Annotated in this window: 10 protein-coding genes; 6 read left to right on the top strand and 4 right to left on the bottom strand. The window is 55.9% G+C overall.

All coding sequences use genetic code 11. The features are described from left to right. Positions 1 to 28 precede the first annotated feature (28 nt). Entirely contained in the window at positions 29 to 775 is a 747-nt protein-coding gene (locus CA54_RS16730; RefSeq protein WP_146371950.1) for an ABC transporter ATP-binding protein, read from the bottom strand. Beyond that, a complete protein-coding gene (locus CA54_RS16725) occupies positions 772 to 2,796 on the bottom strand; it encodes a hypothetical protein (RefSeq protein WP_146371949.1) in 2,025 nt (674 codons plus the stop codon). The genes CA54_RS16730 and CA54_RS16725 overlap by 4 nt, the downstream gene beginning before the upstream one ends. Before the next feature lie 565 nt (positions 2,797 to 3,361). Here CA54_RS16725 and CA54_RS16720 point away from each other — a divergent pair. The 3 genes from CA54_RS16720 (at position 3,362) to CA54_RS16710 (ending at position 6,848) form a co-directional block, all read left to right on the top strand. Continuing rightward, positions 3,362 to 3,748 carry a response regulator transcription factor gene (locus tag CA54_RS16720; protein ID WP_146371948.1) on the top strand — a complete coding sequence of 129 codons (387 nt, stop codon included), beginning with the start codon at positions 3,362 to 3,364 and terminating at the stop codon, positions 3,746 to 3,748. 97 nt (positions 3,749 to 3,845) lie between these two features. Then, positions 3,846 to 5,300 (top strand): DUF1501 domain-containing protein, encoded by a 1,455-nt coding sequence (locus CA54_RS16715; protein ID WP_146371947.1) that lies wholly within the window; start codon positions 3,846 to 3,848, stop codon positions 5,298 to 5,300. 210 nt (positions 5,301 to 5,510) lie between these two features. Next, positions 5,511 to 6,848 carry a glycosyltransferase family 4 protein gene (locus CA54_RS16710; protein ID WP_146371946.1) on the top strand — a complete coding sequence of 446 codons (1,338 nt, stop codon included), beginning with the start codon at positions 5,511 to 5,513 and terminating at the stop codon, positions 6,846 to 6,848. Here the strand turns inward: CA54_RS16710 and CA54_RS16705 are convergent. Then, the gene (locus CA54_RS16705; RefSeq protein WP_146371945.1) at positions 6,845 to 8,329 is read right to left on the bottom strand and encodes a DUF1501 domain-containing protein; all 1,485 of its coding nucleotides are present in this window, start codon (positions 8,327 to 8,329) and stop codon (positions 6,845 to 6,847) included. The two genes, CA54_RS16710 and CA54_RS16705, sit on opposite strands and share 4 nt — an antisense overlap. Before the next feature lie 398 nt (positions 8,330 to 8,727). Between CA54_RS16705 and CA54_RS16700 the strand changes: the two genes are divergently transcribed. From CA54_RS16700 to CA54_RS16690, 3 genes are all read left to right on the top strand, one after another. Beyond that, positions 8,728 to 9,561 carry an OmpA/MotB family protein gene (locus CA54_RS16700; protein ID WP_146371944.1) on the top strand — a complete coding sequence of 278 codons (834 nt, stop codon included), beginning with the start codon at positions 8,728 to 8,730 and terminating at the stop codon, positions 9,559 to 9,561. A gap of 126 nt (positions 9,562 to 9,687) precedes the next feature. After that, entirely contained in the window at positions 9,688 to 10,764 is a 1,077-nt protein-coding gene (locus CA54_RS16695; protein ID WP_146371943.1) for a glycosyltransferase family 2 protein, read from the top strand. A 140-nt stretch (positions 10,765 to 10,904) separates the two neighbouring features. Then, a complete protein-coding gene (locus CA54_RS16690) occupies positions 10,905 to 11,600 on the top strand; it encodes an SDR family oxidoreductase (RefSeq protein ID WP_146371942.1) in 696 nt (231 codons plus the stop codon). Between the two features lie 42 nt (positions 11,601 to 11,642). Here CA54_RS16690 and CA54_RS16685 read toward each other — a convergent pair whose 3' ends face one another. Continuing rightward, positions 11,643 to 12,980 (bottom strand): Nramp family divalent metal transporter, encoded by a 1,338-nt coding sequence (locus CA54_RS16685; RefSeq protein ID WP_146371941.1) that lies wholly within the window; start codon positions 12,978 to 12,980, stop codon positions 11,643 to 11,645. Between the last annotated feature and the right edge of the window lie 91 nt (positions 12,981 to 13,071).

Here is a 13,071-nt window from a genome sequence, read left to right as displayed (position 1 = left end):
GAGACGAATGGCAGCGGCTCAGAGGTGATTAACGAACCGCCTCACTGGATTCTAAAGGGTGCGGAAAATCGTCGGGGAGTGTTTGCCCAAACTCTTCCCGTTCGATCAGTCCATCCTTCATGATGATCCGTCGCCGGGCTTGGTCGGCGACGAGCGGTTCGTGCGTCACCATGATGATCGTGCGACCTTCGTGATTGAGATCATGCAGCAGTCGCATGATCTCTTTCTCGGTGGTCGAGTCTAGGTTTCCCGTCGGTTCGTCCGCGAGAATAATGTCGGGATCATTCACCATGGAACGAGCGATCGCAACGCGTTGTTGTTGTCCACCGGAGAGTTGGGGAGGACGGTGATCCAACCGGTCCGCCAAGCCGACTCGCAAGGCCAACTCTTCGCACCAATCGCGATCTTTCACAGACATCGCAGGGTACCCCGGCCGATAAAACAGCGGGACCGCAATGTTTTCCAAGACGGTATACTGCGGGATCAAGTTGTAGGATTGAAAGATAAAGCCAATCCGCTCGTTGCGAATTCGCGAGAGCTCATCATCATCGAGCAGCGAGACGTCTTCACCGCCGAGGCTGTACGTCCCGAGGGTGGGACGATCCAAACCGCCCAGCAGGTTGAGCATCGTACTTTTGCCACTCCCCGAGGCCCCCATGATGGCGATAAAATCGCCTTCGGCAAATTGTGTCGTCACCCCCCGCAGGGCTTTGACGACGACCGGGCCCAGGTCGTAGTGCTTCTCCAGTGCGATCAATTCGGCCACGATACTCATTGGCTGCCACCACCGCCGCCTGCGCCACGTTTTTTAGCATATGCGGCCATTGCGACCTCAAATTCCGCTAGGTCGATTTTCTCGTCGCTGTTCGTGTCGGTCTTACTAAAGCCGGCCGCCATCGCTCCGCCGGCGACTTCATCCTTGGTAATTACACCATCGCCGTTTTTATCCATTGTCTTAAAGATGGCCGCGGCACCGCCTGCTGCGCCGCCTGCTGGTTTCTTTTTCGGTGATTTCCCACTCGGTTTTCCACCGGGGCCTTTGGATTGTTTTCCGCTAGCTTTCCCATCACGTGCCCCACTCCGGCCGGAGCGGTCTTTGCCGCCAGGCACGTCGCTTTGCTTGACTGCTTTTTCCGGTTCGGCATCTTCCAGCACGGTGAATAACTCCGGCAACGACGTGCGAGGCGCGAGGATGACTTCCTCGCCTTCAGTCACGCCAACGGGAAATTTTGCATCAGCAACAGGAGTCTCGATTTCGCGAACTTCGGTTTCGACATCATTGGTTGCTCCGGCAAAGACCCGACGGATCTCCGGGCCGGTCACTTTGTTAACGAATACAAATTGTTTGCCATTGCGGGCAACCAAAGCTTGCACTGGAATTTTTAGCACATCGTGGAGCACGTCGGAGATAATTTCGACTTCCGCGGTCAAACCTGGTTTGAGCCCCTCAGCGCTTGAATCGTCGGTTTCAATGTAGATGACCGCTGTATATTCGCGCAGGTCGGGTTGTCGCCAACTTGGTGAGTTCGGCACCGACGCCACCGATTTGACATAGCCATTGTGAAAACGACTGGATTTGCGACTGACCTTGATAACGGCGGGCATGTCGGCTTGAACGAGACCGATTTTTGATTCGTGAATCCGCGTGTCGACTTGCATCTGCGACAGGTCGGGCAATTTGATAATCGCCTGACGGTTGTCCACAGTCGCCCCTTCCTCAATCACGCGTTCCTGGCTACGGCGGCTGTCAGAGACCGCATAGATCACCTGTCCCGATTGCGGCGCGACGATCGTACATTCAGCGATCTGTTCGACGAGTTTGTCGTGCTTGGTTTTTTCGACTTCGGCTGTCAGCACGCAGGCTTCGTAGTTTGCCTTGGCTTGATTGAGCGCGGCCTCAGCTTTTTGTTGCTCGCGTACCAGTTCGCTTTTTGTTTGTTCGGCCTGGGATTTTTTTTCGGCGATATCGCGTTTGTACTGGAAATTTTCCAGAACGACTAGTTCCAACACAGCGGTCTGCAATTCCAATTCGGCCGTCGTCACAGCGACACGTTTTTGTTCCAAATCGTTTTGGTTGACATAGCCTTTTTTACTTTGCCGCTTGGCAAAGGCATACGCGTCCTTGCTTTGCGCCAGTTTTTCCTTGGCTAAAGTAATTTTGGACTCTGCGGCCGTCTTCAGGACGGGGTAATCGCCCAACTCATATTTTTCTAAATCGAGGGCTGCGAGATCTAGTTCCAATTGCGCAGTAGCAATTTCGCTGTCGTTTAGGTTTTGCTGAATCTGCACAGCGTCTTTGGCTTGGTCACGTAGCGACTCCGCTTGCTTGAGGGCGATGACCTGTTGGTCGAGATTGTCCTGATATACCGATGCGTCGAGTTTGACCAGCACCATCCCCTCGTAAGCTTGAGTCCCTTCGGGAACAATCGAGATGATTTTCGTTTGGCCTTGGACATTGCTGCTGAGCGTGACGTTGGAGGCACTGTCTAGGTTTCCGGTGGCGATGACCGAAATGCGGAGATCGCCCCGTTTCACCGGCGAGGTGACCAAGTCCGTCCGCACGGTTGTGCGCGAGAACCAATTCGGGAGCTTGCCCTCAACAGTGGCATACGCGACACCGCCGGCCACCAGGACGACAACGGTCAGTAAAAACAACGTCCCTTTACCGATTTTTCCGGTGCGGCTGGTTTTTCCAACACGGCCCGATCCACCTAGGCAGCCACGATTATTGGTGCGGCCCCATTTGGGAAAACGGGAGGAACTTTGACGACGGTGGTGGCGGATGTTGTGTGGCATCTGCTCACTTTCAGCAGGACGGACAGATTGAGGCGGGGAATTTCCAGGGCTAGTAGAATAAACCCCGGTGAGTGTGAAACGTTTCGGTCACCCGGCACGAATCGCAACATTAGTTATCGATCCTGCAGGCGCGAGTCGCTTCAGTCGTAATGACTATCATATCCAAGTTTGAGCAAATGTTAAGCGGATTTCCAGCAAAATTGGTTGCAGATCACTCGGTTTTTGCTTGTATGTCTAGTGTTTTGTAGGCAAACACAGCATTCTGACCAACCAGAAAAAGTCGGACTTGAGAAACGCTCCGGTGTCCCATAGGATGGGACAAAACCATGCCACGACAGTTTCCCTCCTTAGAATCGTCCCTCTGCGGCACGTCCCACCGAGACAACTCGACCGGCGTTATGCTACCATTTAGGTGGTTCAATCCGCAAATTCCGTCGGCACTGCTCGAAAAACAATGACGACAGTTCTGATTTACGGACGACGCCAACAGTACGCTGCTTCGGATTATGAAATTTCGACCGAATTCCCCATTCTGAAAAGATATACGACGCGAGGATTCACTCCCATGGCTTCCGCGGCAAAGATTGTACTGATCGAAGATGACCGCGAGATTCGGACGACACTCACCAGTGTGCTCGCCGCTGCCGGTTATGATATATCGGCTGCGCAAAACGGAATCGAAGGCCAAAAGCTAATCAAGTCCGCTGACCCCGATTTGATCATCACCGACATGATGATGCCGCAATTGGGTGGCTTCCCCGTGTTGGAGTTCCTCAAAAACTTAGACAATCCCCCGCCGGTGATCATGATCACAGCCAACGAAGGGGGACGCCACAAGGCGTATGCGGAAATGTTAGGGGTGGCGAATTACCTGCGCAAGCCATTCGCCATGGATGTGATGCTCGACGCCGTCGAAGAGGCCCTGAAAGAGGGTAAGAAGAAAGCTGATTGACGTCGAATCATCTGTTTTGAAATCACGCATCCGGCACTGGCGAACAAGACGCTGGTAACACCCGGGGCGGGTTGTGGAACCTGTAAGGAATTTCGCTATGCGTCGGCCCGCTGCACAGCACAATCACGACCATGCCTTTACCGCCATGAACGCGGACCGTGCCGAAGGGCTAACGGTGCACAGTCGCCGCAACATGCTCAAAGCGGGACTGGCGGGAATGGCCGGCCTGTCGTTGCCGCAATTATTACGAACCCGTGCCGCTGCCGCCGAAACCGGCCGCGCGATGGCGGGTGGCAAAAGCGTGATTCTGTTGTGGATGACCGGAGGTCCCAGTCATATCGATACCTGGGATATGAAGCCGAACCGGCCGTTCAATAATCGGGGTCCGTTTTCACCCATCAGCACCGCCCTGCCCGGCGTGCAAATTTGTGAACACTTGCCCAAGCAAGCGTCGATGCTGGACAAGTTCACGATCATCCGTTCGGTCGACGCTCGCAAAAGCAGCCACGAACCCAATCGCGTTTTTCAAACCGGCAACCGTTTGGCGGCACCGCGGACGAATCCGCTCGGCGACAAGTATCCGGCGATCGCCTCGGTCGTCTCGAAATTTCACGGTGCCAATCAGCCCGGCATGCCCCCCTATGTCGCCTTCATGCGGTCCAAGTCGCACATCGGTTACGCAGGATATTTGGGCAAACAATACGACCCCTTCATCGGCAACGAAGCATCGGACCTGCCGATTTATTCCTTACTGGGCGAGGATACAGGCAAGACGAGCGGCGCGAGCCTGTTCAATTTGCCGTTAGGTTTGCATCAAGACCGACTCGGCAGCCGCAGCGCACTGATGCGGGAATTTGACCGTTTGCGCAGCGACCTGGATCAATCCGGCTCGATGAGTGCGGTCGATACATTCGGCCAACAAGCGGTGGAGATGGTCACCGGACGCCGCGCGCAACAGGCATTCGATATTTCACTAGAACCGGATGACGTCCGCGCGCGTTACGGCAAACATCTGTGGAGCCAACAAGCGTTGTTAGCACGGCGACTCGTCGAAGCGGGAGTCAGTTTTGTCACGCTCGACTTGAGTTACCACACAGCTTCGGGCACATGGGACAACCATGGAATTCCCGGCGGCGTGTACGGGGGAATTTCCAAAGGCTTAAAGCCGCTGCTGCCGCTGTTTGATCACATCGTCACAACATTAGTCAGCGATTTGGATGAGCGCGGCCTGCTGGATGACGTGCTGGTGATCGGCATGGGGGAATTCGGGCGGACACCCAATATGGGAACACAAGGCAGCACCGACGGCCGCAATCACTGGCCGGTGGTGATGTCGATGGCACTGGCCGGCGGCGGAATGCGGCACGGACAGGTGATTGGCGCCACGGATCACAACGGCGGGCAAATCAAAGAACGTCCCGTCACGCCGGGAGATTTGGCGGCGACGATTTATAAGCACATGGACGTTCCCCTGGACGCCACCTATCTCGATCCCCGTGGTCGCCCGAACTTCATCGTCGATGAAGGTTCGCCCATTGCTGAATTGTTTTAAAGCAATGGTACCCTGATTCACGCAAGCCGTTTCAAAACCAACCGGAATTAGGGTGCCACTGGCTTTGCCAGTGCGAGACCATAAAAGTCGGAACTCCTTTCAAAGCACTGGCAGAGCCAGTGGCACCCGACGCACACACTAGACCGGAACAAGCACAGCTGGACAAGCCAGCAGTGGCACCCGGGGCAGCCGAGTTTTCAAACTGGTCCTATGCACATTGCCATCATCACTGCCGGCGGCGCGGGAATGTTTTGCGGGTCGTGTATGCACGACAACACCTGGGCGCGGGCTTTGCAAAATGCCGGGCATGAGGTCAGCTTAATCCCGACCTATACGCCGATTCGTGTCGACGAAACCAACGTCAGTACCGATCGCATTTTCTTCGGCGGGCTGAATGTCTATTTGGATTACCGCTTTCCAATCTGGCAAAAAATCCCCCGCGGATGGACGCGTTGGCTCGATTCCCCCGGACTGTTGAATCTGGTCACACGGTTCGCGATCAGCAACGATGCTCAGGAACTGGGCGCGCTGACCGTCGCCATGCTGCAAGGCAGCGACGGCCCCAATTTTCGCGAAACACACGAACTGGCCGATTTTCTCGGCCAAGACCTCCAACCGGATGTGATTTGTTTTAGTAACATCTTGCTCTCCGGCGCGATGCCCCGGCTACGCGAATCGTTTTCCGGCCCGGTGTTTTGTCTGCTACAAGGCGACGATATTTTTCTTGCCGATTTACCGGAGCCATTCGCCGGCCGTGCCTTGGAATTGATCAACAGTCACGGGCAATTGTTCGACGGATTTTTGACGCACAGCGATTATTACAGCGACTTCATGTCGGGCTTTTTAGGGCTGCCCAGGGAGAAGTTCATTCACCTGCCGTTGGGCATTGATCTGATGGGTCACGACGGCCAACCGTTACAGCGCGATGAACCGCCAACAATCGGTTACTTCGCGCGCATCTGTCCGGAGAAGGGGTTTGATCAACTGCTCACCGCGTTTGGATTGCTGCAAGAACGGCATCCGCACGTGCGGTTTCGTGCGGGGGGCTACTTGGGCAAACGGGATGCGGCGTTCTTCAAAAAACTGCAACCGGCAATCGATGCCTTGGGGCCGGCGTTTGAATTTGTCGGTAGTCCGGAAACGCATGCGGAAAAAGTCGCGTTCCTCAAGTCGTTGGATATTTTGTCGGTACCGACGACTTATCACGAGCCGAAGGGTATCTACGTGTTAGAGGCATTGGCCAACGGTGTCCCCGTCGTGCAGCCGCGGCACGGAGCGTTTCCGGAATTGATCAATGCTTCAGGCGGCGGCCTATTGGTTGATCCCGATGACCCGCAAGCCTTGATGCAGGGTTGGGAATCGTTGATCCTGGACCCTACACATCGACTGAAGTTGGCACAGGCGGGGCATACCCACGTGCATGAGCGGTACGGCACCGATGCGTTGGTCGACGACAGCGTGCGGATTTTTCAAACGGCCACCGCTGATATGGCATCTGCTGGCGCAAGCGGTGTTTCCACAGCCCCCGGCATTGCCGAGGAACGCTAACCCAACAGTCCATCGATCGGTACGCCGGTGTAGATATGGTGTGGGCGTCCGGTGTCATCGTACCACGCCGCTGTTTTGGGAATACCCAGTGCGTGATAGATGGTGGCCGCCATGTTGTCCGGTGTCTGTGGGTCGGCTGCGGGATAGCCGGCTTGTTTGTCCGACGAGCCGATGACGGTCCCACCGCGGACACCTCCGCCGGCAAAGAAAACCGATTGTACCGCTCCCCAGTGGTCACGGCCCGGACCAAAAAAGCTGTCGGTCAAATGTGAAATTTTCGGCGTCCGGCCGAATTCGCTCCCCATGACGATCAGCGTACTATCAAATTGACCGCTGTTTTTCAGATCATCCATCAGCGCGCACAAGGCTCGGTCGGTGGGCGGGAAGAGTTTGTCCCTCAGTCGCGGAAACGCATCGCCGTGCGTGTCCCAGGTTTCGTTGTTACCAAGATTGACCTGCACCAAATTCACGCCCGCCGACACAAGGCGATAAGCCATCAACAACGACCAGCCAAAACTGTTGCGGCCGTAACGTTCTTGGATTTTGTCATCAGCGCGGGTCACATCGAAGGCCTGTTGGACTTTGTGATTGGACAACAGCGAGATGGCGGATTGACGATGCAGATCGTACGACCGGCCTTCGGCCGATCTCTCCATCGCCCGCCGTTGGTCATCAATCGAAGCGAGCAAATCCAATCGGCGATCCATGCGTTTGGGCGATAGCCCCTGTGGCAGTTTTAAGTTGGGTGCTTGATAGGTACGGGCATCCGGACTGCCGGGCGGTTTTTTGGACTGGTTGGGAAAGGTGTATTCCGGATAGGCACCCCGCCACATGGGATCGCCATAGGGAGACGCTTCGATAAAAAACGGATCACGGCGACGGCCCATCTGCCCGCCATAGGCACCGGGAATCACGCCGCCCGACCAATGCACGAGTCGCTCGGGCAAGACGACCGCCGGCGGCAGGTTATCGTTGCGCGGTGGCAAGGCATCCCCGACCATGGAAGCAATGGAGGGCCAATCGCCCGGACGCGGTTTGCGGTCTCCCACAAATCCGGGATTGGTCACGGAGCGACCGGTGAGCATATAATAATGACCGAGCGTGTGTCCGTTGGTGGGATGCGTCAACGAACGGACGACCGACCAGTCGTTGCTCCGCTGCGCCAACAACGGTAGATGTTCGCAGATTTCGATTCCCGGTGTCTGCGTGGCAATCGGCTGAAAGTCGCCGCGAATTTCGGCAGGGGCCTGCGGCTTGAGGTCGAAACTATCTTGTTGCGCTAAGCCGCCGGATAAAAAGATATAGATGCACGCCTTAGCGGTCGGTTCCACGGCGGCGTATTTTCCCTCGACCCGTGTCGCTGCATGCAGCGCGTCGAGGTGATTCATTCCCAGACCGAGCAATCCCACCGCACCGGCCTGCAATGCAGTCCGTCTGGCGAACACCGGATGTTGTGCTGCTTGTGGGTTGTATCCGCTCATCGGGCACGTCCTGCAAGGGTGGAAATTCCGGTTCCTGCACAAAGTCTTTTACTCATTATGCGCTGTTGATGCGTTGCTCGCAATTACAAGATAAATCAACCTGCAAAATGCGCGATGTTTTCATCAAGTTCCTCTTGGCAGTCTGCGGCGTTGTCGTTATAAATCGCCGCTGCTCGCCGCGAGCATTGTGTTGGAATTCGATTCCAAGCATCTTGCGGCAGCCACTTCCAGTCTCTCAAAAACACCGACTACTCAAAACTCAATCGAATGTTGTGTGATCCTCAGCATGCGCTAGCAAGCTGTGTATCGCCAATTCCCCGGTCTTCGCACGCCGGTTGCCCGCATTCATCGTGGGCCGACCTGCTCCCCGCGATATCGAACGGGAAAGGAGTCCTTACGTGTCTTCCCCTCTGCGAATCATGATGTTTTGTGCTGTAGGCGCGATGGCGTTTAGCCATTCGGGTTGCACTGCGGTTCCCCGCAATCAGTTGTCGCAAAGCCAAAACCGGGCGCGGCAATTGTACGAACAAAACCAAGCCTTGGCCGCCGACCGCCAACAAATCCATAACCAAGCTGCCACGCTGGCTGCTCAGCAGCAACAATTGGAGCAAGAACTCCAATCGCTACGCGTGGCCAAACAAACGGATGAGCAATTGTTGGTCAGCGCTCAAAGTGAACGGGACAAATTGCGGTCGCGGTACACGAATCTGTTAGACACCACTCGCAATGCGGCCAACCCGCTCTCGGCTGAATCGACGCGGCAGTTTCAAGATTTGGCCCGTCGCTACCCGAACTTCGAATTTGATCCGCAAACCGGCGTGAGCAAGTTTCACTCCGATGTCTGGTTCTCTTCCGGTAGTGCCCAAGTGCAAAAGAATTCGCAAGAACTGCTGACAGAATTCTCTAATATCTTAAATCAAGGGGATGCCCAAGATTTGAATATCTTAGTTGTGGGTCACACCGACGATCGACGCATTGCGAAAGCGAGCACGAAATCCAAACACCCCAGCAACTTGCACCTTTCCGCCCACCGTGCGATTAACGTCTGCGACTCTCTGGCAAGCCACGGGTTGCGGCGTGAACGGATGGGGATTGCCGGTTACGGCCCGTACCAACCCCTGGCCCCGAATAAAGATAACGAGTCGCGACAGAAAAATCGTCGCGTCGAGATCTTCGTATTGGCCCCCAATGCACCGATCGCCAGCCTGAGTTCGGATAACAGTATTCAGTAGTTTTCCGCCGTTTTCCGCGGATTTGTTAAGTTGCGAGAGTATTCCACCTGGAGATGGCCTTGCCAGGATTCCGAAATATCCTCAATATACCGCCGCACAATCCAGGGACGGAGCTACGGATCGCTGATGACAGGACAGGCCACACGACATGACGTTCGGTCCAACGCTTCCGTTGCGCCACATGGCGACAAGAACGTTCACCCTCCGCTGAAAGGCCCCAGTCAACTTTGGGTCAATCGGCAACGGGGCGCGGTTCCAAGACAGTCCGCTGCCCAGAAGACGTTTTTGTTTTCGGTGATCATTCCCGCATACAACTACGGTCGCTTTGTCGGACGGGCCATCGAATCGGCGCTGCAGCAAAGCGGCGATGACTTCGAAGTTCTGGTTGTGGACGATGGCTCCACGGACAACACCCGCGAGGTCGTTGCCCGGTATGAGGATCGTGTCAGCTATTTCCACCACGAGAACCGTGGCCAGTCCGCCACGCGCAACCGAGGCATCGATCTAGCCCACGGCCGCTATCTCATTTTCCTCGACGCCGACGATAAACTGTTGCCCCATGCACTGGCGCACTTACGCCGTGAGGTACAAGCGCATCCCGAAGTCGGCATGGTGTTCGGCCAGCATTTTGCCGTTTGTGAGGAAGGCATACGCGTCTCGGGTAAGCTGCACCCTGAAATGGGGGAGCCGATGGAAAACTTCCGTGACTTCCTGGACCGCAAATTTGGCATTTGCAATGGCACCGCTGCTGTGAAGCGCGATGTCTTTGACTTCATCCGTTTTCCCGAACATATTCGCAACGGCGAAGACCTGCCCGTCTTTGCTGCGACGTTGTTACATTTCCCCTGCCGCTCGATCAATGAGACGTTGCTGGAAGTCAATGCGCATGACGGGCGTGTGCGGCGAAATATCCAAGCCATCCGCGAGACCGCCGAACAAGTGATCGACGAATTGTTCGATCCGGCGCACATGCCGCAACCGGCTTTGCGGTACCGCAAATTGTTCGCCGCGCGAAAATACCTCTCAATGGCCCGGTCATTTTATCGCTCGGGATATTACGCGGAATCGCGCAGCTATTTTCGCAAAGCGGTGGCGACACAATGGCGGCGCTTGCTGAATACCACCGCCGTTGCTCGCTACGTCAAAAGCTTTATCCGCCAAGGCTTGGCAAAATTCGGTCTCGATCCGCAAACCCACAGCTAAGCGCGTTGTCCTGCACTGTCATCGTGCATCCGGCGAACGCGCATCGTTTATGCTGCTCTTGAGCCCCGCTTCGTGCTCCGATAAGCTTTCCGGCGAGGATTCATAAAATCACTCGTACGGATATTGGTTGGAGATACGGCATGACTACGACTGCGGGAAAAATCATTGTGCTCACCGGCGTCACCAAGGGCTTAGGCCGTTCGCTGGTCGATCGATTTGTCGAAAGTGGACAGACTGTCATCGGTTGCGGCCGCTCCCAAGGTCCTATTAACGAATTGCGATCACTCTACGGTGCACCGCACCATTTCTCCACCGTCGATGTCAGTCGCGACGACAGCGTCCGTGCCTGGGCAGAAACTGTACTCGACAAATACGGCCCGCCCGACATCCTGATCAACAATGCGGCGATCATGAACGAAAGCGCTCCGTTGTGGGAGGTGTCCGCCGAGGAATTCGACCGACTCACCGCCATCAATATCAACGGCGTCGCCAATGTGATCCGCCAGTTTGTTCCAGCAATGGTGGAACGGACAGCGGGCGTCATCGTGAACTTGAGCTCCGGCTGGGGCCGCGCAACCGGACCGGATGTCGCGCCCTATTGCGCGACGAAATGGGCCATCGAAGGCCTCACGCAAGCACTAGCCCAGGAACTCCCCGAAGGCATGGCAGCCGTGCCGCTCAACCCGGGAATCATCAACACCGATATGCTCCAGATTTGTTTTGGAGACTCGGCGAATCGCTTTGGTACCGCCGAGGAGTGGAGTCACGCCGCCGCCGAATTGATCCTGGGCATCGGCCCCCAAGACAACGGCCGGCAACTAACGGCCGCGTCGTAATCACGCCGCTGCTGACAACGCCCGCACTAAGAACCGTTGAGGCTACATAGCGGCGATTTTTTCGTAGACCGACAGCGACGTGCGCACCGCCAGCCCAAGGGTGATCAATAGTCCCACCGTTGCGACCCCTTTTAACCACATTGGAACGGCGCGCTGGCCCGTTAAGTCGGGGCGTGTTGCCAGCCACAACATGGCGCCGGCCAAAATGGGGAAGCCGACCACAACCATCGCCTGTGCGAAGATGATCAGAGTGACCGTGTTGAAGTCAAACGCCTTGATCGCTACAGCAACGACCATGCCGGTCAGCAGTGCGAGGATCGTGCCCACCTTCGGACCTTTGGCATCCATGTCGCCGCCGAATCCCAAACCGTCGGACAGCATCGAGCCGCCGATCATGGCATTGACCATAAACGAACTGAATGCGGCGCTAAACAGCCCCATGCAAAACAGGCTTTTGGCCAAAAACGCGTGCTCCCCGAACAGCGGTTCCAATTGCAGAGCGACATCGGTCGCCGATTTGAGGTCGCTGCCGGCCATTTTTCCATGCAGCACCGACGCGGCTGTGAGCATGATCATCAAGGTGATCGTCCCCAACACGGCGATGCCGACGGAGGAATCAATCGCTCCTTGACGGAGATTGGCGGTTGTCCAACCTTTTTTGCGAACCAAATACGATTGGTAAAACGCTCCAGCCACGGAGAACGTCGTCGCAAACAGGCCGATCAGCGGCGCGAATCGTGTCATCATGTCGACGCCCTCTTTGGATTCGGGGAGACTGGGAATCAAACCCCGCGCGATGTCCGCCGGTGACGGGGCGGCCAAGATGAGATTGGCAGCGAATCCGACGAACATTAAACCGACCAGGAACATCATCATCTTCTCGACCGGTTTATACAGATTTTGAAAACCGAGCAGGACGCAGATAATCACCGCATTTAAGCCGATCACCAACAGATTTGGCCAGGTGGTCAATTTGGCGAAAAAACCGGCATCGGCGGCAACGGCCGCATCAGCGTTTTGCACAAACGGTTCAATGGCGGCCAGCACGCCGAGGTTGTTGCCGAACTGAAAACAGGCGGCGATTAGAAACAGCGAGATACCCGCCAGCGCAGCCACGGGACGACCCGCGCGGCGAGCCAATTCGTCACACAACGTCTCATCCAAGACGACACCCAGCCTAGCCGAGAGCGCTGTCATACCCATCATCAACAACACCGCAATCGCCAACACCCAAATCATGCTGTAGCCGAATTCGACGCCGATACGCGAACTCGTCAAAATGCTGCCCGGTCCGACAACCACTGAAGCAACAATGATCGCCGGTCCGACGGCGCGAAAGATACTGAAAAACCCGGAAGCGGCTGGACGTGGTTCGTTCATGGTGTTGCTCTTCTGTAGGACGGCTGTAAATCACTCGCCGCCATCATAACAGCAACACCCAAGCAAACCCATCGCACGCCCGCAAAACAGG

Origin of the sequence: Symmachiella macrocystis, assembly GCF_007860075.1 — a bacterium.
Lineage (GTDB): Bacteria > Planctomycetota > Planctomycetia > Planctomycetales > Planctomycetaceae > Symmachiella > Symmachiella macrocystis.
Note: the sequence above shows the minus strand (reverse complement) of the source record. Positions and strands in the feature narration are given on the sequence as shown.

Coding starts and splice junctions, on each gene's coding strand:
- CA54_RS16730 (WP_146371950.1), bottom strand. CDS start 775: ATGAGTATCGTGGCCGAATTGATCGCACTGGAGAAGCACTACGACCTG.
- CA54_RS16725 (WP_146371949.1), bottom strand. CDS start 2,796: ATGCCACACAACATCCGCCACCACCGTCGTCAAAGTTCCTCCCGTTTT.
- CA54_RS16720 (WP_146371948.1), top strand. CDS start 3,362: ATGGCTTCCGCGGCAAAGATTGTACTGATCGAAGATGACCGCGAGATT.
- CA54_RS16715 (WP_146371947.1), top strand. CDS start 3,846: ATGCGTCGGCCCGCTGCACAGCACAATCACGACCATGCCTTTACCGCC.
- CA54_RS16710 (WP_146371946.1), top strand. CDS start 5,511: ATGCACATTGCCATCATCACTGCCGGCGGCGCGGGAATGTTTTGCGGG.
- CA54_RS16705 (WP_146371945.1), bottom strand. CDS start 8,329: ATGAGCGGATACAACCCACAAGCAGCACAACATCCGGTGTTCGCCAGA.
- CA54_RS16695 (WP_146371943.1), top strand. CDS start 9,688: ATGACAGGACAGGCCACACGACATGACGTTCGGTCCAACGCTTCCGTT.
- CA54_RS16690 (WP_146371942.1), top strand. CDS start 10,905: ATGACTACGACTGCGGGAAAAATCATTGTGCTCACCGGCGTCACCAAG.
- CA54_RS16685 (WP_146371941.1), bottom strand. CDS start 12,980: ATGAACGAACCACGTCCAGCCGCTTCCGGGTTTTTCAGTATCTTTCGC.